General features: G+C 60.3%; 22 protein-coding genes and 2 pseudogenes. 14 read left to right on the top strand and 10 right to left on the bottom strand.

Going from position 1 to position 24,628, the window contains the following annotated elements; all coding sequences use genetic code 11:
* Positions 1–56: 56 nt before the first annotated feature.
* From IC37_RS26385 to IC37_RS26395, 3 genes are all read right to left on the bottom strand, one after another.
* The gene (locus tag IC37_RS26385) at positions 57–1,439 is read right to left on the bottom strand and encodes an MFS transporter (RefSeq protein WP_030128370.1); all 1,383 of its coding nucleotides are present in this window, start codon (positions 1,437–1,439) and stop codon (positions 57–59) included.
* A gap of 136 nt (positions 1,440–1,575) precedes the next feature.
* Positions 1,576–2,310, bottom strand: a complete 735-nt coding sequence (locus tag IC37_RS26390) for a helix-turn-helix transcriptional regulator (protein ID WP_030128369.1) — start codon at positions 2,308–2,310, stop codon at positions 1,576–1,578.
* Positions 2,311–2,615: 305 nt separating this feature from the next.
* Positions 2,616–3,545 carry a LysR family transcriptional regulator gene (locus IC37_RS26395; protein ID WP_030128368.1) on the bottom strand — a complete coding sequence of 310 codons (930 nt, stop codon included), beginning with the start codon at positions 3,543–3,545 and terminating at the stop codon, positions 2,616–2,618.
* A gap of 118 nt (positions 3,546–3,663) precedes the next feature.
* Between IC37_RS26395 and IC37_RS26400 the strand changes: the two genes are divergently transcribed.
* Together IC37_RS26400 and IC37_RS30145 are read left to right on the top strand one after the other, a co-directional pair.
* Positions 3,664–4,677, top strand: a complete 1,014-nt coding sequence (locus IC37_RS26400; protein ID WP_030128367.1) for a zinc-binding alcohol dehydrogenase family protein — start codon at positions 3,664–3,666, stop codon at positions 4,675–4,677.
* Between the two features lie 198 nt (positions 4,678–4,875).
* A complete protein-coding gene (locus IC37_RS30145; RefSeq protein WP_176466883.1) occupies positions 4,876–5,046 on the top strand; it encodes a hypothetical protein in 171 nt (56 codons plus the stop codon).
* An 8-nt stretch (positions 5,047–5,054) separates the two neighbouring features.
* Here IC37_RS30145 and IC37_RS26405 read toward each other — a convergent pair whose 3' ends face one another.
* Positions 5,055–6,251, bottom strand: a complete 1,197-nt coding sequence (locus tag IC37_RS26405) for a multidrug effflux MFS transporter (RefSeq protein WP_030128366.1) — start codon at positions 6,249–6,251, stop codon at positions 5,055–5,057.
* A gap of 107 nt (positions 6,252–6,358) precedes the next feature.
* A complete protein-coding gene (locus IC37_RS26410; protein WP_030128365.1) occupies positions 6,359–6,556 on the bottom strand; it encodes a heavy-metal-associated domain-containing protein in 198 nt (65 codons plus the stop codon).
* Positions 6,557–6,715: 159 nt separating this feature from the next.
* On the opposite strand from IC37_RS26410, the gene IC37_RS26415 reads away from it, so the two are divergent.
* From IC37_RS26415 to cueR, 3 genes are all read left to right on the top strand, one after another.
* Entirely contained in the window at positions 6,716–7,099 is a 384-nt protein-coding gene (locus IC37_RS26415) for a hypothetical protein (RefSeq protein ID WP_030128364.1), read from the top strand.
* A gap of 237 nt (positions 7,100–7,336) precedes the next feature.
* Positions 7,337–9,730, top strand: a complete 2,394-nt coding sequence (locus IC37_RS26420; RefSeq protein ID WP_030128363.1) for a heavy metal translocating P-type ATPase — start codon at positions 7,337–7,339, stop codon at positions 9,728–9,730.
* Positions 9,727–10,140: a Cu(I)-responsive transcriptional regulator gene (gene cueR / locus IC37_RS26425; RefSeq protein ID WP_007907120.1), complete on the top strand. Its 414-nt coding sequence runs from the start codon at positions 9,727–9,729 to the stop codon at positions 10,138–10,140. The genes IC37_RS26420 and cueR overlap by 4 nt, the downstream gene beginning before the upstream one ends.
* On the opposite strand, the pseudogene IC37_RS26430 reads toward cueR, so the two are convergent.
* Positions 10,094–10,544, bottom strand: a pseudogene (locus IC37_RS26430) (MFS transporter); the annotation flags it as partial. The gene cueR and the pseudogene IC37_RS26430 sit on opposite strands and share 47 nt — an antisense overlap.
* Positions 10,545–10,794: 250 nt before the next feature.
* Positions 10,795–11,688, bottom strand: a complete 894-nt coding sequence (locus tag IC37_RS26435; RefSeq protein ID WP_030128361.1) for a PA4780 family RIO1-like protein kinase — start codon at positions 11,686–11,688, stop codon at positions 10,795–10,797.
* 600 nt (positions 11,689–12,288) lie between these two features.
* On the opposite strand from IC37_RS26435, the pseudogene IC37_RS31065 reads away from it, so the two are divergent.
* Positions 12,289–13,221: pseudogene (locus IC37_RS31065) on the top strand (cache domain-containing protein); the annotation flags it as partial.
* Between the two features lie 129 nt (positions 13,222–13,350).
* Positions 13,351–14,079, top strand: coding sequence for a methyl-accepting chemotaxis protein (locus IC37_RS31070; RefSeq protein ID WP_371916351.1), 729 nt, complete (start codon positions 13,351–13,353; stop codon positions 14,077–14,079).
* Positions 14,080–14,213: 134 nt separating this feature from the next.
* Here the strand turns inward: IC37_RS31070 and IC37_RS26445 are convergent, their stop codons facing one another.
* Complete coding sequence (locus tag IC37_RS26445) at positions 14,214–15,491, bottom strand: acetyl-CoA C-acetyltransferase (RefSeq protein ID WP_030128359.1); 1,278 nt, start codon at positions 15,489–15,491, stop codon at positions 14,214–14,216.
* 271 nt (positions 15,492–15,762) lie between these two features.
* Here IC37_RS26445 and IC37_RS26450 point away from each other — a divergent pair, with 271 nt between their 5' ends.
* Positions 15,763–17,115: a 3-oxoacyl-ACP reductase gene (locus tag IC37_RS26450; protein WP_030128358.1), complete on the top strand. Its 1,353-nt coding sequence runs from the start codon at positions 15,763–15,765 to the stop codon at positions 17,113–17,115.
* Between the two features lie 2 nt (positions 17,116–17,117).
* On the top strand, positions 17,118–17,972 hold the full coding sequence (locus IC37_RS26455) for a MaoC family dehydratase (RefSeq protein ID WP_030128357.1): 855 nt from the start codon (positions 17,118–17,120) through the stop codon (positions 17,970–17,972).
* 189 nt (positions 17,973–18,161) lie between these two features.
* Here the strand turns inward: IC37_RS26455 and IC37_RS26460 are convergent, their stop codons facing one another.
* On the bottom strand, positions 18,162–18,572 hold the full coding sequence (locus IC37_RS26460; protein WP_030128356.1) for a response regulator: 411 nt from the start codon (positions 18,570–18,572) through the stop codon (positions 18,162–18,164).
* A 69-nt stretch (positions 18,573–18,641) separates the two neighbouring features.
* Complete coding sequence (locus IC37_RS26465; protein WP_030128355.1) at positions 18,642–18,854, bottom strand: Flp family type IVb pilin; 213 nt, start codon at positions 18,852–18,854, stop codon at positions 18,642–18,644.
* Positions 18,855–19,178: 324 nt separating this feature from the next.
* Between IC37_RS26465 and cpaB the strand changes: the two genes are divergently transcribed.
* The 5 genes from cpaB to IC37_RS26490 all read left to right on the top strand — a co-directional run bounded on the left by cpaB (position 19,179) and on the right by IC37_RS26490 (position 24,463).
* Positions 19,179–20,108, top strand: coding sequence for a Flp pilus assembly protein CpaB (gene cpaB / locus IC37_RS26470; RefSeq protein WP_030128354.1), 930 nt, complete (start codon positions 19,179–19,181; stop codon positions 20,106–20,108).
* 89 nt (positions 20,109–20,197) lie between these two features.
* Positions 20,198–21,403 (top strand): pilus assembly protein, encoded by a 1,206-nt coding sequence (locus IC37_RS26475; protein ID WP_030128353.1) that lies wholly within the window; start codon positions 20,198–20,200, stop codon positions 21,401–21,403.
* Positions 21,400–22,680 (top strand): CpaF family protein, encoded by a 1,281-nt coding sequence (locus IC37_RS26480; RefSeq protein ID WP_030128352.1) that lies wholly within the window; start codon positions 21,400–21,402, stop codon positions 22,678–22,680. Before IC37_RS26475 ends, IC37_RS26480 begins: the two co-directional genes overlap by 4 nt.
* An 11-nt stretch (positions 22,681–22,691) precedes the next feature.
* Positions 22,692–23,576, top strand: coding sequence for a type II secretion system F family protein (locus IC37_RS26485; protein ID WP_030128351.1), 885 nt, complete (start codon positions 22,692–22,694; stop codon positions 23,574–23,576).
* On the top strand, positions 23,573–24,463 hold the full coding sequence (locus IC37_RS26490) for a type II secretion system F family protein (RefSeq protein ID WP_030128350.1): 891 nt from the start codon (positions 23,573–23,575) through the stop codon (positions 24,461–24,463). The genes IC37_RS26485 and IC37_RS26490 overlap by 4 nt, the downstream gene beginning before the upstream one ends.
* The last annotated feature ends 165 nt before the right edge of the window (positions 24,464–24,628 follow it).

Genomic DNA, 24,628 nt, shown 5'->3' on the forward strand with positions numbered 1-24,628 from the left:
ATGTCGACTGGCATACCGCTTTCGCGAGCAAGCCCGCTCCCACATTTAATCGGTGATTAATTGATAATCACCGGCTCACTCAACTCTTCCAACGTCTTGCCCCGGGTCTCCATCCCGAACATCCATACCACCCCCGCCGCAATCGCAAAACACATTGCCCCCAGCGCAAACACTCCGCCCTGCCCGGTCATCGGGAACACCAGCCCGGTCACCAACGGCCCGAGCAACGACCCCACTCGGCCGATGGCCGAAGCGAACCCCGAACCCGTGGCCCGTGCCGACGTCGGGTACAACTCAGGGGTGTAGGTGTAGAGCACCGCCCACATGCCAAACAGGAAGAACTGCATTAGCAGTCCCGAGGTAATCAACAGACTGACGTTGCCGCCGAACACCGCACTCTGGCCGTAAAGAAACGCCATGCCCCCGCCGCCGAGCAATGTCACAACGCACACCGGCTTACGCCCCCAACGCTCCACCAGCCAGGCAGCCATGAGGAAACCGGGAATCCCGCCGAGGGAAATCAGCACCGTGTAATACACCGATTGAGTCACGGCGAAACCCGATTGTTGCAACAGCGCACTGAGCCAGGACGTCAGGCCATAGAAACCCAGCAAGGCGAAGAACCACACGCTCCAGATCATCATCGTTCGCTGGCGATACTGCGGTGACCAGATCTCCCGCAGGGCAGAGAAAAAAGTGCCCGGTTGACTCGCCATTCGTGGCAGGCGAATGGGTTCAGGCAAATCCGCACGGCCCAGTGAAGCCCGGACCCGATCTTCGATGCCGAGCAAGACCTTATCCGCCGCGTCATGATGCCCGGCCTGCTCCAGCCAGCGCGGTGACTCTGGAATGAAAAAACGAATCGCCAGGACGAACACCGCCGGCACCGCCAACACCAGAAAGATGTCGCGCCAGCCAATCACCGGCAACAGGAAGTACGACAGCACCCCGGCCGCGACGAAACCGAGCGGCCAAAAACCATCCATTAACGCGATGTAACGCCCACGCCGTTTGGCCGGAATCAACTCCGACAGCATCGACTGGGCAATCGGAAACTCCATGCCCATGCCGACCCCCAGCAAGACTCGGAACAGCGTCAGCGTTTCGACGTTCTGCGCCGTGGAGCACAGATAGCTGGCGATGCCCCACAACACAATGCTCCACTGGAACACCGGTTTGCGCCCGAAGCGGTCGGCCAGCATGCCGGACAGCGATGCGCCCACGACCATGCCGAAGAAACTCGAACTGGCCAGCAACCCGGCCTGCGCCGTGCTCAGGCCGAACTCGGTTTTGATCGAGCCTAGCAGGAAGGTCATCATCGCCAGGTCCATGGAGTCGAAGAAAAACGCCAACGCAATGATGATGAAAATGATGCGGTGATAACCGCTGACGGGCAGCCGTTCCAGTCGTTCTGCCGCGCTGAAGCTTCGTGTGTCCATGCCACATTCTCCCAATCCGAAAATCCCCGGATCGAGTGTGGGCGATAGTGGCTAGGGGTTATTGCTGGATGCGACCTGCCCACAGCCCTGAACGACGCCTGAAACCCAAGATCCAGGACGTCGCACCTCAATGGCTCTAAAGCGCCATTTCCAGTTCGGTTTCTTTGGCAAAACGATGGATTTCCCGTTGCCCCGCGGCGGTGATCTGCAACGCTCGCGAATCGTTGGGCAGGCTCAACCAGCCGGATTGCATGAACAGCTGCAACAACGCCGCGCCCAATGAACCGCCCATGTGCGGGCGTCTTTCGCTCCAGTCCGGGCAAGCGCAGGCGACTCTGCTGTTGCGATGAGCCAGCGCCTGGATGAACACACCGCGTGTTGCCAATTGTGTGGCGCCTTTGTGAGTGATCATGACCCGCTGATCGAATTGCTCGATCCAGCCCGCATCCAGCAGGCGCTGGTAGAGGTCGGCGGCCAGGGTGCCGCCCAGATGGTCGTCGCAGAGCCTGGCCCGCAGCAGTGACGAAGGCGCCGCCTGAGGTTTGGCAATAGGGCTCGTGCGTTTGAAAACCTCTGGAATGTCCCGAGGTGCGCTGGCCAGGGTCGCGCTGGCCAGGGCCTCTATCGCGGCGCCGACTTCGGGCGCGGCAAGCCGGAAAAACCGTTTGCGTCCACGGGTTTCGACTTTCAACAGACCACCGGCGGACAAACGCCCTAAATGCGCACTGGCCGAAGACGGCGACAGGCCGGCCAGCAACGCCAGCTCTTCGGTTTGCCGCGCCGAGCCGTCCATCAAGGCCCACATCATTGCGCTGCGCTTTGGGTCAGCCAGCAATGTGGCGATCTGGCTGATGCAAGGTGCATGTTCCATGTATTCACTCCCTGTTGAATCGTTTCGTCTTACTGCTCAGAGACATCTTGACCAGTAATGTGTCGTCGGCCAAGACGCGAAAACCGCCATAAACCGGCCAAAGCCCGGTCATTGCTTCGCAGGTGCAAAGAAGGTCCGGTGATGACCATCGGGTCTGACCGAATCGAACCTGACCTCGCCATTGCGAGGTCGACGGTGCGTACATGAGGCGGGCGCTAGTATAAGCGGGTTAACCGCCGGTTCCTGCCCTCGGGGATCCATTGATGGTGATAGTTCCTGACAGAAATTTCGCTATTTACCTGCGACTAATGATCGACATTCGATTTCGTCGGAAATTGACTGCTTATGCGAGCGCATCGGCTGGCAAGCATTTCCCGCAAAAGGTTCACCGGCTTACTCAATTGTGCGCGATGGGCGCACAACAAATTCAGCGGTGCGCTCTCGCACAACAGCTCCGGCATCAGCACCTTCAAACGACCGGCCAGCACATCGGCAGCGACATCGAGCCAGGACTTATAGGCAATCCCCGCCCCCGCCACGGCCCACAGACGCACAACATCGGCGTCGTCACTGAAGCGATCGCCACTGACCGTCAGGCTCACTTCACGTTTGCCATCGTGGAAACTCCAGTGATCGTGAACCCGGCCGCCGAGCATGAACAACAGGCAATTGTGCTGAGCCAGTTTCTCCAGATGCCGAGGTTCGCCATGCCGGGCCAGGTAACTCGGCGACGCACAGAGCACGCGACGGTTTTGCGGGGCGATGGGCAACGCCACCAGGCTCGAGTCTTCTGGCTCGCCATAACGCAGGGCAATATCCACCGGTTGGCGGAACAGGTCGGCGATGCGGTCGCCCAGCAGCAACCGTACCGTGAGTTTCGGATGCTCACGCTGAAACTCGTCGAGCCATGGCAACAACAGGTTGCGACCGAAATCCGAAGGCGCCGACAGCTGCAAAATCCCGCTGACCTGATCCTGCCCGCTGGCCAGCAAGCGGCGGCCCTCATCGAGATTGCTCAAGGCTGCCCGGGCGTATTCCACAAAGCCCTCGCCTTCAGCGGTCAGGCGCAGACTGCGGGTAGAACGGGCGAGCAAGCGCGCGCCGAGTTGCAGTTCGATACGCTTCAACGCCGCACTGGCCACCGCCGCCGACATATCCATGCCCCGCGCCGCCGCCGACAGACTGCCCAGGTCCGCAGCCCGAACGAACAACTGCAAGTCATCGAAACGCAACATCGTCAGCCCCGATTATCAAAAAAATATTGAAAGAGACTGCTCTTTTAGCGGGTTTTATCTTGTCGTGAAATAACCAATCATCTGTCCCATCGAAATCATTTCCGCTCAGGAACCCAACATGAAAGCCATTGCCTACTACGCCTCCCTGCCCATCAGCGACGAAAAATCCCTGCAAGACATCGAACTGCCAGAACCTGTCGCCGGGCCGCGCGACCTGTTGGTGGAGGTCAAAGCCATCTCGGTGAACCCGGTAGATACCAAGGTTCGCCAGAACGTCCAGCCTGAAAGTGGCGCGGCAAAGGTGCTGGGCTGGGACGTGGCCGGTGTAGTCAAAGCCATCGGCAGCGAAGTGACCTTGTTCAAGGCTGGCGACAAGGTGTTCTACGCCGGCTCCATCGCCCGTGCCGGCGGCAATAGCGAGTTGCATGTGGTGGATGAGCGAATCGTCGGTCATATGCCGAAAACCCTCGGTTTCGCCGAAGCTGCCGCCCTGCCGCTGACCGCCATCACCGCATGGGAATTGCTGTTCGAACGCCTGCAAGTGCGCGAAGACAAAACCGATGAGAGACAGAGCTTGTTGATCGTCGGTGCCGCTGGCGGTGTGGGTTCGATCCTCACGCAATTGGCCAACCAGCTCACCGGGCTGAAGGTCATTGGCACCGCTTCCCGGGCTCAAACCCAGAGCTGGGTGCGTGGCCTGGGCGCTGATCTGGTGATCGACCACAACAAGCCGCTGAGTGAAGAACTCAAACGTGCCGGGATCGAGCAGGTGACCCACGTCGCCAGTCTGACCCAGACCGATCAACATCTGGATCAATTGGTGGAGGCGTTGGCGCCGCAAGGCAAACTGGCGCTGATCGACGATCCGAAGTCGCTGGACGTGACCAAACTCAAGCGCAAGAGCCTGTCGCTGCACTGGGAGTTCATGTACACCCGCTCGCTGTTTGAAACTGCAGACATGATCGAGCAGCACAAACTGCTCAACCGGGTCGCCGGGCTGATCGATGCGGGCACGCTGAAAACTACGGTCGGCGAGCACTTCGGGAGCATCAACGCGGCCAACCTGCGTCGTGCCCATGAGCTGCTGGAGAGCGGCAAATCCAAGGGCAAGATTGTGCTTGAAGGGTTCTAAAGATCTAAGGCATATGATCGCAGGCTTCTGCAGGAGCTGCCGAAAGCTGCGATCTTTTGCCGTCAGTCAGAGAATTGACCGTTGTCACAATTGCGATCGCATACAGGTCTACAATCGAAAACTCTGCGAACATTCTTTTACGTGATGGCTTTTATGAGACGCCTTTTGCGAGACGTCTTTTACCAGAGGAGTTCAGCAATGAAGATCCAGATAAAAGAAGTGGCAACATCCCGCTGGCAGGTCCGCCTGGATCAACACGCTGTGACGTTCCGCAGTGAGGCCGAAGCCCTGGCCTTCACTAAAACGCTTGAAGCGCGCCTGCACGCGCCCCATCAGATTCCCGACCGTCAGCATCGCGCTGCTGGCTGAGTCCGTCCTCAGACCTGGGCTTGCGTCAGCGCCCGGGTATTTTGCAAACGTCGGGTGAGCGTCGCTGCGCTCACCACCAGAATTCCACACAGGCTGATGACCATGGCCATCGGCATGGCGCTGCCATCGTGCAAAACACCCACTAATGCTGCGGCCCCGGCGGCGACGCTGAACTGCAGGCAACCGAGCATCGCCGAGGCACTGCCCGCGCGCGCGCCCTGACCGTTCATGGCGCAGGCCGAGGCGTTGGGCACAATACAACCCAGGCTGGCGATGCAGAGGAAAAGCGGAATCAGCAACGGCCACAACTGCGCGGTGTGCAACGCACTGACCGCCAACAGGGCCAGACCGCCCGCCAGGTAAAGCCAGACAGTACGCGCCAGTAAAAAAGCCGGACCGCGCTTGGCCAGCAATCGGGCATTGACCTGGGCCACCAGAATGAAACCCGCCGCGTTAATGCCGAACAGCCAGCCGAAATGCTCGGCCGGCACGCCATAGAGTTTGATGAAGACGAATGGTGAACCGGCGATGTAGGCAAACATGCCGGCGATGGCGACACCACCGGTCAGGGCATGACCGAGGAAGATCGGATCCGCCAGTAACCGACCGTACTGACGCAGCGCGCCCGACAACGGTTGGCGCGGCACATGGGCTGGCAGACTTTCCGGCAGCCCGAGGGCCACGGCCAACCCTGCCAGTGCACTGAAACCGGTCAGCACGAGAAAGATCGATTGCCAGCCCGACGTGTTGACCAGCAGCCCACCCAGCATCGGCGCAAGAATCGGTGCCAGGCCCATCACCAGCATCAGTTGCGAAAAGACTTTCGCCGAACCCACCGCATCGCATTTATCGCTGACCACCGCCCGAGCGATCACCATGCCTGCGCAACCGCCCAGCGCCTGGACGAAACGTGCACCGATCAGCCACTCCAGACTCGGCGCGTAAGCACAGGCCAATGACGCAGCAGTGAACAAACCGACGCCGGTCAGCAAGGGGATCCGTCGCCCAAAGCGATCCGCCACCGGGCCATACGCCAGTTGACCAATGGACAAGCCAAGGAAGTAGACCGCCAGGGTCAGTTGAACGTGTTTTTCGTCGGTACCGAAAGCGAGCGCCATCGCCGGGAATGCCGGCAGATAGAAATCGATCGCCAGCGGACCGAAAGCGCTCAAGGTGCCGAGAATCAGGATTGTACGGAGGTTCATCAGGCGTCCAGGTTAGGCATGCAGGTTGGCCATGGATCGGCAGGCCAATAGTCTAGCCGGGCGTGGACGCCTTGAACATTCCGTTAGGTCGCTAACTATTAAAAAACTCAGGCCAGTTTGACGCCATAACCCTCTTTGCTGATTGCAGCGATCACCTGATCGGCCGTCAGCGCGCTTTCAACGCCGACTTCTTTTGCCGCCAGATCAATGCGCACGCTGGCCGCGGGATCCTTGGCTTGCAGCGCCTGAGTGATGGCCTTGACACAATGACCGCAGGACATGCCTTCAACGTTGAACACTTGCATGGGACGTCTCCTTGATGGGGCCCTTCAATAGGGTTGAGGGCAGTCTCGAGCTTGCCACCATGGCAAGGTCAAGTTCTGAAGCAAGCTGCCGGGGTGGCAATCGGCGCCGCGCTCGGCCAAGCTGCGTCCATCTATGACTCGACATCAGGAGATTCAGCCATGCGCTGGTCAGCTTTCAGCCTGTTTGGCTTCCTCAGCCTATTTGGCGCGACACCTTCGGTTCAAGCCGCCGGGGAGGACTACGGTGTGCTGATCATTTCCCGCGAGCGCCTGGAAGTGTCGACTTCCTGCGAGATCGGCGTGTACATCCAGGATCAGCTATCGGCGCGACTGTTCCAGGAACAGAGCACCTCATTCAACCTGCCGCCGGGCAATGTGTCCCTGCGCCTCAAACTGCTGCCGGGCCAGGCGCCGGGGTGCAACCCGGGAATGCTCGCACCGGGGTCGCAGAACATCACGCTCAAGGCCGGGGATGTGTTGAAGTTCCGGATTGCGATGACGCAGGAAGGGATGTATCTCAAGCCTGCGGCTTTGGAATACTGAAACCCAGCGTATGGGGTCTGACTCATCTTCGTGGGTGAATGTTATGGCCTTTTCGCGAGCAAGCCCGCTCCCACAGGATTTATGCAAGACCTGTGGGAGCGGGCTTGCTCGCGAAAGGCGCGACATGGTCTCCCTGTCCTTCCAGGATTTGGCTCTCAGCGATTTGCAGAGTGGCGCTTGACCTTGCCAGCATGGCAAGGTTGATCCTGTAGGTAATTTCTACAGGGAGCGTGACCGATGTCCGAATCCACCACTTTCGATCTGCCGATTGCCGGCATGACCTGCGCCAGTTGCGCCGGGCGTGTCGAGCGTGCCTTGAGCAAAGTCATCGGCGCCACGGCCGTCAGCGTCAACCTGGCCACCGAACAGGCCCGGGTTCAAGCACCCAGCGACAGCCTGCCGGCCTTGATGGACGCGGTGCATCAGGCCGGTTACAGCGTTCCACAGCAGAGCCTGGAATTGAGCATCGAAGGCATGACCTGCGCGTCCTGCGTTGGCCGCGTCGAACGGGCGCTGGCCAAGGTGCCGGGGGTAAAACGTGTCAGCGTCAACCTGGCCAACGAGCGTGCGCACCTCGAATTGCTCGGCCAGGTCGACCCGCAAACCCTGATCGGCGCCGTGACCAAGGCTGGTTACTCCGCCAGCGTCTGGGAAGTCGAACACCCGCAAACCGACAATCAACAACAACGATTGCACCGCGAACGCTGGGCTTTGCTGGCAGCTATCGCCCTCGCCTTGCCGCTGGTGCTGCCGATGGTGCTGCAACCTTTCGGCGTGCACTGGATGCTCCCGGCGTGGGTGCAGTTTGCGTTGGCCACGCCAGTGCAGTTCATCTTCGGCGCACGCTTCTATGTCGCTGCGTGGAAAGCCGTGCGCGCCGGCGCCGGCAACATGGATTTGCTGGTGGCTCTGGGCACCAGTGCCGGCTATGGCTTGAGCGTTTACGAGTGGGCCACCGCCGCCGGCCGCCAGCCGCACCTGTATTTCGAAGCCTCGGCAGTGGTGATCGCTCTGGTGCTGCTGGGCAAGTACCTGGAAAGCCGCGCCAAACGCCAGACCGCCAGCGCCATCCGCGCCCTTGAAGCCTTGCGTCCGGAGCGAGCCATTCAGGTGATCGATGGCCGCGAGCAGGACGTTGCGATCAGCGCTTTGCGTCTCGACGATCTGGTCATGGTCAAACCCGGCGAACGCTTCCCGGTGGATGGCGAAGTGGTGGAGGGTCAGAGCCACGCCGACGAAGCACTAATCAGCGGCGAAAGCCTGCCAGTGCCAAAACAGCCGGGCGACAAGGTCACCGGCGGCGCCATCAATGGCGAGGGTCGGTTGCTGGTTCGGACCTTGGCGCTCGGTGCAGAAACCGTGCTGGCGCGGATCATCCGCCTGGTCGAAGACGCGCAGGCGGCAAAAGCACCGATCCAGAAACTGGTGGATAAAGTCAGCCAGGTGTTCGTGCCTGCGGTGCTGTTGATCGCGCTGGCGACCTTGATCGGTTGGTGGCTGTACGGCGCGCCACTGGAAACCGCATTGATCAATGCGGTCGCAGTGTTGGTGATCGCCTGCCCTTGCGCACTCGGGCTGGCCACGCCGACGGCAATCATGGCCGGCACCGGTGTGGCGGCGCGCTACGGGATTCTGATCAAGGACGCTGAAGCTTTGGAGCGCGCTCATGAAGTCAGCGCCGTGGTGTTCGACAAGACCGGCACGCTGACTTCGGGCACGCCGCGCATCGCGCATCTGAGTGCCATCGAGGGTGATGAAGCTGCCCTGCTGCAAATGGCTGGTGCGCTGCAACGCGGCAGTGAACACCCGTTGGCCAAGGCTGTGCTGGATGCCTGCGCCGAGCGCGGTTTGACCGTGGCTGATGTCAGCGACAGTCAATCGCTGACCGGGCGCGGCATTGCCGGCAGTCTCGACGGTCGACGGTTGGCCTTGGGCAATCGGCGTCTGCTGGAAGAAAGCGGACTGAGCGCCGGGCCATTGGCCGATTCCGCAATCGCCTGGGAAATCGAAGGCCGGACCCTGTCCTGGCTGATCGAACAAAGCCCAGAACCACGGGTGCTCGGCCTGTTCGCCTTCGGTGACACGCTCAAACCCGGCGCCTTGCAAGCAGTGCAACGCTTAAGCGCACGGAACATCAGCAGCCACCTGCTGACCGGCGATAACCGCGGCAGCGCCAAGGTGGTCGCCGAGGCGCTGGGCATCAGCGACGTCCACGCCGAAGTCCTGCCGGCGGATAAAGCCGCCACCGTCGCCGCACTGAAAAAAACCGGTGTGGTGGCAATGGTCGGCGATGGCATCAACGACGCACCGGCCCTTGCCGCGGCAGACATCGGCATCGCCATGGGCGGCGGCACCGACGTCGCCATGCACGCTGCAGGGATCACCCTGATGCGCGGTGATCCGCGGCTGGTGCCGGCGGCGCTGGAAATCAGCCGCAAGACCTACGCGAAGATTCGCCAAAACCTGTTCTGGGCCTTCGTCTATAACCTGATCGGCCTGCCTCTGGCGGCGTTCGGCTTTCTCAACCCGGTGCTGGCCGGCGCGGCCATGGCGCTGTCGAGCGTCAGCGTGGTGAGCAATGCGTTACTGTTGAAAACCTGGAAACCCAAAGACCTGGAGAACAACCGATGAACATTGGCCAAGCGGCCCGCCAGAGCGGTTTGAGCGCGAAGATGATTCGTTACTACGAATCCATCGGCCTGCTCAAGGCGGCCCATCGCACCGACAGCGGCTATCGGGTCTATGGCGATGACGATCTGCATACTCTGGCGTTCATCAAGCGCTCTCGGGATTTGGGTTTCTCACTGGAAGAGGTCGGCAAACTGCTGACTCTCTGGCAGGACCGTCAGCGCGCCAGTGCCGATGTGAAGGCTCTGGCCCGTCAGCACATCGACGAGCTGAACCAGAAGATTCGCGAACTCGGCCAACTGCGCGACACCCTGCAAGACCTGGTAGAACATTGCCACGGCGACCACCGCCCGGACTGCCCGATCCTCAAGGAGCTGGCGTCGGGCTGCTGCGCCGAACCCGCCCATTCCTGAGCGCCAATCCCTTCGCCACCAGCAACGTGGTGAGGGGAATGCCGTGGAACAACAACACCACCGCGCCGCGCGTCCACCACGAATAGAACGACGCGGCGATCAACATGCCGATGCCGAACCCGGTCATTTGCAGCAGCGTCAGAAAGCTGAAAATCGGTAGGCGCAGGTTGTCCGGTTCACGTTGCAGACGCGACATCAGGCCGACTTCCGAGAAGCCATCGCCCAAGCCTGCGGTCAATGAAAACAGCAGCAAGCCGTAAAGTGTCTGCTGCTGAAACATCAGGATGGCAGGACATCAGCAACACGCCGAAGAAAAATCGCCGTTCCAGATGAACGTTGTCCGTACCTTTCAGACGACTGGCGATTCGCGCTCCAATGAATTTCCCGCTGGCCCAGACCGCCATCGAAAATCGCCGGTATGTGGGCATGGTGTGAACACGGCTTCACTTACACCAAAAATCTACTGTGGGAGCGGCGGTGCGGCGGTGCGGCGATCCGACTTGCTCGCGAAGGCGGCGTGTCAGTCAACGGTGATGTCGACTGACACACCGCTTTCGCGAGCAAGCCCGCTCCCACATTGGATCTTCGCCAAGTTTTGGTATTCGGTGATCCTATGTACAAAACCCGGCCGAAGCCGGGTTTTGGGTCAACCGATCACTGCATCCACGGTGGAGGCGGCTCTTCGGTCTTGCTCGGTGGCGCATCATCCGCCGCCCGAACCGCTTGCTTGCGCTCTTCATCGAGACGGGCCGCCTCGATCTCGCGCATGATCCCGCCAACGTCCGCCAGCTCTTCCGGCTCGTCAAACTCGCCGGTCAACACACTGGCCGGGTGCAAAGTGCCAGCTTCGTACAATGCCCACATTTCCTTGGCGTACTTGGTGCGTTTCAACTCCGGTGCAAAACGACCGAAGTAAGACGCCATGTTGCCCACGTCCCGCTCCAGCATGTTGAACGCGTGGTTGTTGCCCGCCGCATCCACCGCTTGCGGCAGGTCGATGATGACCGGGCCGGTCGGCGTCAGTAGCACGTTGAACTCGGACAGGTCACCGTGCACCAAACCGGTACACAGCATCAGCACGATTTGCGAAATCAGAAACGCGTGATATTCGCGCGCCTGATCCGGCTCCAGCACCACGTCATTCAGACGCGGCGCGGCATCGCCGTACTCGTCGGCCACCAGTTCCATCAGCAGCACGCCTTCGAGGAAGTCATACGGCTTGGGTACTCGCACACCGGCACCGGCCAGCCGGAACAACGCCGCCACTTCGGCATTCTGCCAGGCATCTTCGGTTTCTTTCTTGCCGAACTTGGAGCCTTTGGCCATCGCTCGAGCCTGCCGGCTGTTGCGCACCTTGCGGCCTTCCTGATACTCGGCCGCCTGACGAAAACTGCGTTTATTCGCCTCCTTGTAGACCTTGGCACAACGCAGCTCGTTGCCGCAGCGCACCACATAAACAGCTGCTTCTTTACCACTCATGAGTGGGCGCAGCACCTCGTCGACCAGACCGTCCTCGATCAGGGGTTCAATGCGTTTTGGAGTCTTCATCAGCTTTTATTGTGGGTCCTTTATTACCAAACACGCGAAAGTCATTCGTTATACGGCAATCCTCTCATTCGCGGGAGGGGTTGCCGACCTATGAACGTTCCCATGAACATCAAGAAGCACACAATGTGCCGGATTAATCGGGCACAACTCATTGACCGCTCAGGATCATAGCTGAGCCTGCGCCACTTGTTGACGAAGGGCTACAGGGGCATTTGCGACAGAATCTGACACATAGCCCCTACCCTTCGCCGGATTTTTCTCAACAGGCCTAAATTTCCACGTTCCTCAGCCGAAGTCATTAGAGAGAAAAGGAATTGTCCGACAATAGCCCCGACAATGATAACGGGGGCGCACTCAAGGATCGGGGTATCTAACGTTTTCGGCTGCCAATAATCCGCGAGTCATCTGCACTGCGTGGGCCTACAAGAAAAAACTGGAGCGCGGATGAACATCAAACAGAAGCTGACCTGGGCGTTTGCAATCATCGCCTGCTTGCCCGTGGTGCTGGTCGCTACCCTCGTGGTGCTGAACTTGCGCAGCGATGCCAAGGATAATTTTGTCGATGGCAGTGGCCGTGAGATTCGTCAGGTCAGCAATGCCATGCAGTTGTTTTTTGACGGCATCAGCCAGAACGTCGATTACCTGGCCGGTCAGCCGTTGGTCAAAGCGGGCGATGCCAGCATAAAAAGCCGGGTCAGTGCCGATGCCGCGCAACTTCCCGAAAGTGAGATGGACACAAAGCTGTTGAACTTGTTCACTGGGCTGGCCACCAGCCATCCGGCTTACTCCTATGTGTCTTACGGCTTGTCCAGCGGTGGTTATGCCACATGGCCGGCTGACCCGAAGATGGCCAATTACGACCCACGTGCTCGCCCCTGGTACAAGACAGCCATGGCCAACCCTGGCAAGACGTTACGCACTGAGGCCTATTACTGGGCCGGCGATGACGCCGTGCTGGTCAGCACCGTGCGTGCCGTGGCCAATCAGCTCGGGGCTCAGGGCGGTGTGCTCGCCATCGATGTCTCTCTCAAACAGCTCACCGAAATCGTCAAACAGATCAAACTCGGCGAAACCGGCTACCTGATGCTGGTGGAAAATACCGGCACGGTGCTGGTCGATCCGAAGCAACCGGAACACAACTTCAAAGCCCTCAATAGCCTCGGCGACGGCTACGCGCAATTGGCCAAGGCTGGTAAAGGGCTGGTGGAAGTCGAGCTCAATGGCGAACGCTACATGGCCAACGTCTGGCCGTCGGAGCAACTGGGCTGGACCTTTATTGGTTTGATCAAGCAGACCGACGTAATGAGCTCGGCCACTCAACTGACCTGGCTGATCGCGATCATCGCGGCGGTACTCGCGGTGCTCTTTGCCATCGTCGGCGCCAGTTTCGCCAGCCTGATCGTGCGGCCAATCCGCAGCGTGGCCAGCGGTCTGGAAGGCATCGCCCAGGGTGAAGGCGACCTGACCAAGAACCTGCACATCCGTGGCAGCGATGAAACCGCGCAACTGGCCAACTGGTTCAACCAGTTTCTGGCGGCGATTCGCAACCTGATTCAGAGCATCGGCGGTGCCGCGAGCAAGATCCTCGCCACCTCCCAAAGCTCGACCCGGGTGTCCAGCGACATGGCCGAAGCCGCCGGACGTCAGCGTGAAGCGGTGGACATGGTGTCCACGGCGTTCCATGAAATGGTCGCCACCGCCAACGAAGTCGCACGTTCCTGCAGCCAGGCCGCCGAATCGGCCGACAGCGGTCAGCGCCAGGCGCGCGAAGGTCAGCAACAGATTGATGCAGCCGTCACCAGTGTTGATCGCTTGAGCCAGGAAATCGAACAATCGGCGCAGTCGATGCAACAGCTTGAACGCGATAGCAACGACATTCAGTCGATCCTCGGGACCATTCGTTCCATCGCCGAACAAACCAACCTGTTGGCGCTGAACGCCGCCATCGAAGCGGCCCGGGCGGGTGAACAGGGTCGTGGCTTTGCGGTGGTAGCGGATGAAGTTCGCGCCCTGGCCAAACGCACTGCCGACTCCACGGCGGAAATCGACGGGCTGTTGGGCAACCTGGCCAAGCGCACCAGCCAGGTGACGCAGCAGATGCATGCGAGCCTGGAAGTGTCCCAGCAATCGGTGACCCGTATCGGCGAAGCGCGCAGCAGCTTCGGGCAGATTCGTGAATCGGTGGATGTGATTCGCGACATGAACACCCAGATCGCCACGGCGGCTGAGGAACAGCATCAAGTGGCGGAAGACATCAATCGCCATATCAGCCAGATTCATGGCGATGCGCAGTTGGTAGCAGAACTGGCGAACTCGGCGCGGCTGGATTCTCAGAGCCTGGCGGGGTTGTCGAATGAGCTGGATGGGTTGGTTCGGCGGTTCAGGACCTGATCCAAAATCCCGGTGGCCGCTACGCGGCCAATCGCGAGCAGGCTCGCTCCCACAAGGACAGCGCAAAACCCTGTGGGAGCGAGCCTGCTCGCGATGGGGGCGTCACTGCCTGAACAAATCAGAACAACCAATAATCAGCGCTCGATAATTGCCGTCACGCCCTGACCGCCGGCGGCGCAGATCGAGATCAACCCTCGGCCCTTGCCCGCCGCGTCCAGCAGCTTCGCCAGGTTGGCGACGATGCGCGCACCGGTGGCGGCAAACGGATGCCCGGCGGCCAGTGAGCTGCCCTTGACGTTGAGGCGGCTGCGGTCGATGGAACCCAGCGGTGCGTCGAGGCCGAGGCGGGTTTTGCAGAACTCTGGATCTTCCCAGGCCTTCAATGTGCACAGCACTTGCGCGGCGAACGCTTCGTGGATTTCGTAGTAATCGAAATCCTGCAAGGTCAGGCCATTGCGTGCCAGTAAACGCGGCACGGCATAAGCCGGCGCCATCAGCAGGCCTTCGGCACCGTTGACGAAATCCACCGCTGCCGCCTCGCCGTCACGCCAATAGGCGAGGATCGGCAAGCCGCGCTCTTTCGCCCATTCTTCACTGCCCAGCAGCACCACCGACGCGCCATCGGTGAGTGGCGTGGAATTGCCCGCGGTCAGGGTGCCCTTGGCGCTTTTCTCGAAGGCCGGCTTCAGTGAGGCGAGTTTTTCCAGGGTCAGATCCGGGCGCAGGTTGTTGTCCCGGGTCAGGCCCAAGAACGGCGTCATCAAATCGTTGTGCCAGCCTTCGGCGTAGGACGCGGCCAGTTTCTGATGGCTTTCCTGGGTCAGCTGATCCTGCTCGTCACGCGGGATGCTCCAAGTCTGAGCCATCATTTCACAGTGCTCGCCCATCGACCGGCCGGTGCGCGGCTCGCCGATACTTGGAAAGTCGGGCATCAAGTGTCGGGGACGCAGTTGCAGGAAGGTTTTCAGTTTGTCGGCGGTGCTTCGGGCGCGGTTGGCTTGCAAGAGGATCTTGCGCAGGCTTTCGTTGACCCCGATCGGCACGTCCGAGGCAGTGTCGACGCCACCGGCAATGCCACATTCGATCTGACCCAGGGCGATTTTGTTCGCCACCAACAACGTCGCCTCCAGCCCCGTGCCGCAGGCTTGCTGGATGTCGTAGGCCGGCGTCATTGGCGACAACCGCGAGCCGAGCACGCATTCGCGGGTCAGGCCGTAATCGCGCAAATACTTGAGCAGCGCACCAGCCGCCACTTCACCCATGCGCACACCGTGCAGGTTATAGCGCTCGATCAGGCCTTCCAGCGCTGCGGTGAACATCGCCTGGTTACTGGCAGTGGCGTATGGCCCGTTGGATCGGGCAAAGGGGATACGGTTACCACCGATAATCGCGACGCGGCGCAGCTGAGTCATGAAAAAGCTCCTTTTAATCAAATATGAACACCAAACCCTGTGGGAGCGGGCTTGCTCGCGAAGGGGTCATCACCTTCAACATCTCTGTTGACTGACACACCGCTTTCGCGAGCAAGCCCGCTCCCACAGGGGGCTGCATTTCCTGAAAGTCCTGCTAAACCCAATCTCAAACTAACCTGCAATGATCAAGCGTAGGCCGTATCTCGTGGATCGAACGACTAATTGCCGTTCATGGTCCACACTTTTAATCCCAGTTGCTGGAGCATGATCCATGTCTGATCGCTATATCGACTTCGCCAATTCGTCCATCGGCCATCGTGTGGTCGGTGCCCTGGGTCTGCCGTCGCCGGTACGACTGGAACGCTGGCAAGCAGGCCGGCTGCGGCCTATCGAGGGGGCGCTGTTGATTGGCGGTGGCCCGCTGGCGGAAAAAGTCAGCACTCTCGCCAACCGCCTGACCGACACGATTTACAGCTACGGCACCGATCCGACCCTGGCCACCGCGTGGATTCCCGGCCACGGTCAGAAACTCAAAGCCGTGGTGTTCGATGCCAGTGATCTGGTGCAGGTCGATCAGTTGAAACAGCTGCGCGAGTTCTTCCAGCCGCTGATGAAAAACCTCGATCACCATGCGCACCTGGTGATTCTTGGCCGGGCGCCGGAGACCTTGAGCGACCCGTTCGCCGCCAGCGCCCAACGCGCCCTGGAAGGTTTCAGCCGTTCGCTGGCCAAGGAACTGCGCAGCGGTGGCACTTTGCAGCTGATCTATGTCGGCGAAGGTGCCGAAGATCAACTGGAAGGCCCATTGCGGTTTTTCCTCTCGCCTAAAAGCGCGTTCATTTCCGGACAAGTCATTCGCTTAAAGGCGTGTGAGGTGCAGGTGATGGACTGGAGTCGCCCCTTGTCGGGACGCAAGGCACTGGTGACGGGCGCGGCTCGCGGCATCGGCGCCTCGATCGCCGAAACCCTGGCCCGCGACGGCGCCGAGGTGATCCTGCTCGACGTGCCACCGGCCAAGAACGATCTCGAGGCCCTGGCCGCACGCCTCGGCGGGCGCGGCATCACCCTGGATATCTGCGCCGAAGACGCCGCCGCACAATTGATCGAACATTTGCCCGACGGCATCGACATCGTGGTCCACAACGCGGGCATTACGCGGGACAAAACCCTGGCCAACATGACCCCGGAATTCTGGGACGCGGTGCTGGCAGTCAACCTCAACGCACCGCAAGTGCTGACCAAGGCTTTGCTCGACAGCGGCACCCTGCGCGACAACGGCCGAGTGATCCTGCTGGCGTCCATCAGCGGCATCGCCGGCAATCGCGGGCAAACCAATTACGCCGCGAGCAAGGCCGGGTTGATTGGCCTGGCCCAGGCTTGGGCGCCGCTGCTGAGTGAGCGCGGCATCAGCATCAATGCGGTAGCGCCAGGGTTCATCGAAACCCAAATGACCGCGCACCTGCCCTTCGGCGTGCGCGAAGCTGGGCGACGCTTGAGTTCTTTGGGCCAGGGCGGCCTGCCACAAGACGTCGCCGAAGCCGTGGCCTGGCTGGCACAACCGGGCACCGGAGCGTTTACCGGACAAGCGTTGCGCATTTGCGGGCAAAGCGTTTTGGGAGCCTGACCATGACCACTGACTGGCACACACTCAATAGCGAACCGGGCCTGCAAACGCTGTATGTGAAGGCGGTAACACGCCGCAAAATCACCGGCAGCGCCTTGCCCGACCTGGGTTATCACTGCTGGGTCAATGTCGATCCGAAACGCCTGGAGGCTTATCGCAAGGTCTGTGGTTTCGCCGACAACGGGCTGCTGCCACCGACGTATCCGCACATCCTGGCGTTCGCCTTGCAGATGCAATTGCTCACTGCCAAAGCGTTTCCGTTCCCGCTGCTGGGGCTGATTCACTTGAGCAACCGCATCCGCATCTTGCGTCCCATGGGCGGCGTGCACCGGGTGCGGGTCAGCGTGAAGGTGCAGAACCTGAAACCCCATGCCAAGGGGGCGACGTTCGATTTGGTGACGACGCTCGACGACCAGTTGGGAGTGTTGTGGGAGGCGGAAAGCCAGATGCTCTGTCGCGGCGTCAAACTGGAAGGCGAGCCGGTCGAGGAAGCGTTTGCATCAACGCTGTCGCTGACCGAAGTGGCCCACTGGAAAGCACCCGCGGACATTGGCCGGCGGTACGCCAAGGTGTCCGGGGACTACAACCCGATCCACCTGAGTGCAATCAGCGCGAAGCTCTTCGGTTTCCCTAGCGCCATCGCCCATGGCCTGTGGAACAAGGCGCGTACGCTGGCAGCCCTGACCGATCATTTGCCGACGGCCAACGTCGAGATCGCGGTGCAGTTCAGGAAACCGGTACGCCTTCCCAGTGAAGTGACGCTGATGTCCAGTGCGGCGGGGTCCAGTGGGGACTTTCAGTTGATGGGTGCAGGGGAGCTGGAACATATGGTGGGGCAGTGGCGGCCTGTTGCTTGATGGTTCGGCATTGCAATTACCAGCGTCTGCGAGATCGCATTCGCGAGCAAGCCCGCTCCCACATTTGACCCAGGGAGCTCACACATATTGTGTTCGCTGGAGATCCAGTGTGGGAGCGGGCTTGCTCCGGGCGGCGATCCGACGAAGAACGATAACGCGGTCATCCTGCCGGAACACCGAACGCCAAGATCAGGAACTGACCAAACCCCGCGGCTGCGGAAACAAGTTATTCAACGTCTCCAACAACCGCACGTGATAAATCGGCTTGCGGAACAAATCCAGCACCTGCAACCGCAACATATCACTCACATCATCCATATCCGCATGCCCCGACGTCACAATCACCGGCAAATACTGACGCGACGTATGCTCACGCAACCGCTTGATCAACGACATGCCACTCTCCTCCGGCATCCGCAAATCAGTAATCACCAGCGCGATATCAGGATGACAAGTCAAATGATGAAGGGCGAGCTTCACCGACGTTGCCGTAAAACAAGTAAAGCCCTCGCCCGCCAGCAACTCCGCCAGTTCCAGCAACGCATCTTCCTCATCATCGACCAGAAGCAGCTGTTGGCGTGGCAGCTCGGGAGCATTCATGAGTAAACACCTGCAATGGACTAAGCGTTGACGTTAGAACCACCCTGGCAGGTTAGCAAGCGGTCTGCATCAAGGAGTAGCAGGTACTAGCGAATCCTTGAGCACAGTAAAAATATCGGTTACCGCACCCGAGATAGGCGTCATGAACACCACCAAGGCAACCGCTGCCATGCCCGCAATGATCGCGTATTCGATACCCGAAGCACCCTCGGTATCTTTGGCCAGGTATTTGAACAAAATGATTTCGGTTTTGATCTTCTGCACAACTTTAGTAAAGGACATGATGTGTCTCCTATGACAGCGGATGTTGCACAGCTGCAACATGATTCCCCTATGCCAGCATCAGCATTGTCGGCAAACCCCAGACCAACAACTGTTACAACCTATTAATACTGAAGTAGTAATAAGTTCATTGACGTCATAAAACAGCGCTTTAGGCTTCGAGCCGTTACTTTTGTCAGATATTTCCCGCCCTGTAATGGCGTTTTGCTCTACCTGCGCTACCGTCAAATAGCGAAATAGTTCGATGTTCATAGCTGCCTGATTGCGAAGTCATCTCGTTAGAACTCTTGGGGGGCGTTACGCAGCAGGAAAGGGAGAGCCGTCATGAACAGTCGCGTCACCATGGGCCTGGCCGCGCTGTTTCTGGTAGGCGCCATCATTGCCGGTTACTGGGGGCTGGCGTTGAGTCGCCAACCGGCACCCGAATCCGTCGCGCAACCCGGCACGTCATCGGCCCCGATATTGGCGCCGGCGGACGACCCGACTCGCCAGCCAGTGGTTGTGCTGCTGCGTGACATAGCGCCGTTCGAGCAAATTACCGCCGCCGACGTGACCCTGGAAAAACTCCGTACCGCCCCGGCCGGCAGCCTGTCTCGTCTCGATCAAGCCATCGGCCGTATGCCTTGGCGCACGCTGACTGCCGGCAGTTGGCTCAATGATGAAAGTTTCGAAACCGGCGGTGCGCTGGCGCGAATGATCCGCCCCGATGAGCGCGCCCTTGCCGTGGCGGCAGATGACGTAGTCAATGTCGGCGGGCAGCTGAGCCCCGGCGACTACGTCGACGTCCTGCTGTTTCTGCGCATGGACACCAACAACCTCCAGCAATCGGCCCAAGTCGTGATTCCGGCGTTGCGAGTACTCGGTGTCGGCGACCAGCTCGGGCTGATGAACGATGGTCAGCCTGCCAACCCCGCACGCAACCCCGAAGAAAGACTCAAGCAAGAACAACTGCGTGCCAACGCCCGCACCGTTTTGCTCGCCGTCCCCGAACCCCTCTTGAGTCGCCTCATGCTCGCGGCTCAGGTCGGGGTTTTGCGCCTGGCCGTGCGCAGCGCCGAGGAAAAACGCCTGAACCAATACTGGGCTGGCAACCGCGAATCAAAGGCGAGCCTGGCCAGTGCCAATCGCGAACTGGTGCAATTCAGTCAACTGGCCCTGAACGGTACACCCAAACCCGCCATTGGCGGCGCAGCACCGCGCAAGTCGAGCGTGGAAGTCATCCGCGGCAATGAAGTCACCCAACAAACGCCCTGAATCGAGCGAGGACGCTTCTCCATGCGCAGACGTTTCACGCAGTACTTGCTCGATAACGGCTGCTTCGATAAATGCGGTGGGTTATCGCAATGAGCCAGCCCCAGAACCTGAGTCAGACGTTCCTCGCGATCACGCGTAACAGCACCGACTTCGAGTGGCTGCAAGGTGCGCTTGCCCCTTTGGGCCGAGTGATCAGCGCCGGTGGTGGCAACCTCGATGAACTCTTGACGCTGGTGGACGTGACCTTCGCCAGCCTGGTGTTCGTGGGTCTGGACCGTGAGCATGTGGTGGCCCAGAGCGCGTTGATCGAGGGTGCCCTGGAAGCCAAACCGATGCTGGCGATCGTTGCCTTGGGCGACGGCATGGACAACCAACTCGTGCTCAATGCCATGCGTGCCGGCGCGCGGGATTTCGTCTCTTACGGCTCGCGTTCCAGTGAAGTTGCCGGGCTGGTGCGACGTCTGAGCAAACGTCTGCCGACCGTGGCGCCGAACCTGCAACAGAGTCAACAGGGTGGCCTGACCGTGCTTTACGGTGCACAGAGCAATGCCGACGGAGCGTTGCTCGCCAACCATCTCGCGCACGTGGTGCAAAAGAGCGGCCAGCAGACACTGTTGCTGGATCTGGGCCTGCCGCGTGGCGACAGCCTTGCGTTGCTGGGGCTAGAGAGCTCGTTTCATTTTGGCGATGCGTTGCGACACCTGAGGCGCCTCGACGCGACGCTGATCGACAGCGCCTTCACCACCTGTGACGCCGGGCTGCGGACTCTCGCCTACGCCAGCCACGACGAACCGCTGGAACAGACCAGTGCCGCCGAGCTGTACATGCTGCTCAGCGCCTTGCGTCAACATTTCCAGCACATCGTGGTGAACCTCACCGGCCAGTCGGACAGCGAAGCGTTGCGCACCTTCGTCAGCCATTGCGACAAGTTGCTGTGGTACACCGATCAGAATGTGCTCGACTGCCGACGCAACCTTGAGGTGCTCGGCCGCTGGCGTGAAAAAGGTCTGAAGCTCGACCACGCCCGGTTGCTGGTAGACCGCTATCTGCGCAACGTCGCGCCAGACTCCGACACCTTGAGCAAAAGCTTCGGCATGGAGGTTATCGCAGTCTTGGCCTACAGCCCGGAAGTGCGGCTCAACGCCAAGAATCAGGGGGTGAGCCTGTTCGAACTGGCCCCGCGCGAAAACCTGACCCAAAGCCTGCGCACCCTCGGCGAACGGCTGGCCAAACGCTCCGAAGACCTGGACAAACCCAAGGCTGGCTGGTTTGACCGATTGAGGGGCGCGCAATGAGCGGGGAAAAACTCTTCGGCGCGCCCTCCCACGGGCCGGTCGGCAATACCGACCACGAAGGCCTGAAACTGGTGCTGCACCGCTACATCATCGACGCCATCGAAGAGTCCGGGAAAAACCTGCTGGAAGGTTCGCGGCCAATGCTGTCGCAGTTCGTCATCGACAAAGTCGCCGAGTACATTGCCCGTCTGCACCTGGCGATTTCCCGGTACGAGATGGAGCGGCTGGCTGAAGAAATCGTCGATGAGCTCACCGGTTTCGGTCCGCTGGAGGTGTTGCTGCGTGACTCGACGGTGACCGAAATTCTGGTCAACGGCCCGCACCGGGTGTTCGTCGAGCGCGAGGGTGTATTGCACCTGAGTGACCTGCGCTTCATCGACGACCACCATGTCGAGCGGGTGATGCAGCGGATTCTCGCGCCCCTGGGCCGACGGCTCGACGAGTCTTCACCGATGGTCGATGCGCGCCTGCCCGATGGCAGCCGGGTCAACGCGATCATCCCGCCGATTGCCCTCGATGGCCCATGCCTGTCGATTCGAAAATTCCGCAAGGACATGCTCAAAAGCTCCGATCTGATGGCGATGCAAACCATCGATCAGGCGATCTTCGAATTTATTCAAGAGGCCGTGGGTAAGCGCTGCAACATCCTTGTCAGCGGCGGCACCGGCACCGGCAAGACCACGCTGCTGAACATTCTCAGCCAGTTGATCGCCCCCCACGAACGCTTGGTCACCATCGAAGACGTCGCCGAACTGCAACTCGGCCATCCTCACGTGGTGCGCCTGGAAACCCGACCGCCGAATGCCGAAGGCCATGGCGAAGTGAAGGCCAGCGATCTGATTCGCAACGCGCTGCGGATGCGCCCGGACCGGATCATCCTCGGCGAGATTCGCGGCGTCGAAGTGGTCGACGTGCTCACCGCGATGAACACCGGGCACGACGGTTCCATGAGCACCGTGCACGCCAACAATGCCCAGGATGCGCTGTTGCGCCTGGAGACGCTGGTGGGCCTGACTGGACGCACCATCGCCGAACGCACCTTGCGGCAAATGATCTGCGCGGCGCTGGACGTGGTGATCCAACTGACGCGCCTGCCCGATGGCCGCCGCTGCGTCAGCGAAGTGGTGGAAGTCGTCGGTATTCGTGACGACGTGTATGTGACCAATACGCTGTTCCGCTTCGACCGACGCACCGGTTTCGGTTTCCTGCGCGAGGCGGTCAACCCCGCCGGCGACAAACTGCGTCGCGAATCGGCGCTCTCTCCCTTATCGCACTGAAGGATCACGGCATGCTCAAACCGGCGCTGCTCATCCTGATTTGCCTGACGTTGCTGGGCCTGTCGATCCGTTTGTTCTACAACGGTCTGCGCCAGACCGGCATCGATCGAACCCTCGGTCGCTTGATGCAGGGGCAACCGCAACTGGCGGTGGCAAAATCATCCTGGGCAGGCCTGGAACGGGCCTTTCTACGCGCCGGCCTCGGTCGTCCCACCGAGCGCCTGGGGTCGTGGTTGCTGCTCTGGGCCTTGGGCGTCTTGCTGGGCGTTGCTCTCGCGGGCTGGATCGGTTTGCTGGTGTTGCTGCTGATGCCACCCCTGGCTCTGCGGCTGTACATCAGTTGGTGCTATCAGCGCCGGCTCAAGCGCATGATCGAACAACTGCCGTCGTTGCTCGATCACACGGTGCGCAGTCTGAAGTCCGGACGCACCCTGGCCGATGCGGTGCTGGTCGCCATCGATGCCGCCGAAGACCCACTGAAAAACGCTATGGGCCGGGTCCAGCGCAATGTGAATCTGGGCGTCAGCCTGCCTGACGCTGTTACGGACTTCGCCGAACTGTATGAGAAAGATGAATTTCGCTTGTTCGCGCTGGGCCTGAAGGTCAATCACCGCTACGGCGGTAATGCCAGTGAGCTGTTTGAGAACCTGATCAAAATGGTCCGTGAACGAGACCAGGCTGCGCGCCAACTGCGCGCCATGACGGGCGAAACCCGTATCACCGCACTGGTACTGGCCCTGATGCCCGTGGGGCTCGCCGCTTACTTCTTGCTGTCCAATCCCAAATACCTGTTCGCCATGTGGAGCAGCAGCTCGGGACAAATGATGCTCGCGACCGCGTTCGGCCTGCAGGTCGTGGGTTGCCTGGCGCTGTGGCGCATGTTGCGTAGCGTATGAAAATAGCCCTGCTGATTAGCGCACTGTTGTTTCTGGCGGCCACGCTGTTGCTGCTCAGTGGCCTGCTGAACCAACATCGACGTGCTCGCCAGGTGGCTCAACGACTGGACGGCAAACCACTGAGCGACCATCGCGTCCGTCACTGGTTGCAAGTGCTGGGCGACAGTCGCATCGGTCAGCGCTCGGTCAAACTGGACAACGAAACCCAGACGCTGCTCAATCGCCTCGGCTGGCGCAGCGCCCGGCAACGCTCGCTGTTCGCTGCCTGCCAGATCGGCATACCGGTGCTTGCGTTGGTCCTGAGTCTGTTGATCCAGAGCGTGTTCTTCTCGCAGGTGAACAACCACTGGATCACCCCGGCCTTCGCCACCGCTCTTGGCTATCTGCTACCCAAACGCTTACTGGCCGCTGCCGCACACCGTCGGCAAAAACAACTGGCGATCGAGATTTCGACCTTCATTCCACTGCTGCGCATCCTGTTCGAATCCGGCATGGCGGTGGAGCAGTCGCTGCGAGTGCTGAGTATCGAAGGCAAACAATTACTGCCAGCCCTGACCCATGAACTGCGCCTGATACTGACCCGGGTCGATTCCGGTCTGGAGCTTGGCGAAGAACTGAACAAGGCCACCCAGTTACTGGCAGTGGACGAGTTCACCGACACCTGCGTGATTCTTCAGCAACTGATCCACCAGGGCGGCGGCGCCATGAAATCACTGCTGGGACTCAAGACACTGCTCGATGACCGGCGCCTGACGCGCTTGCAGGAATACATCTCCAAGATGTCCGCGAAAATGTCCGTGGTGATGATGCTGTTTCTCTTCCCGGCATTGCTGATCGTACTGGCCGGCCCCAGCTTCACCGCTTTGGCCCGGGCCTTTGTTCGTTGAAAGGCCAACGGCGATCCCGTAGGAGCGAGCGGTGCGGCGATCCGACTTGCCCGCGAAAGCGACCTGACAGCCAACCAATCTCTTGCGGATATACGCGGTTCAACTGTGGGAGCGGGCTTGATCTGGTCCAGTAATTTTGGACATTATTTTCGGTTCTCACGCCGC

Origin of the sequence: Pseudomonas sp. QTF5 (genome assembly GCF_000512695.2) — a bacterium.
Taxonomy (GTDB): Bacteria; Pseudomonadota; Gammaproteobacteria; order Pseudomonadales; family Pseudomonadaceae; genus Aquipseudomonas.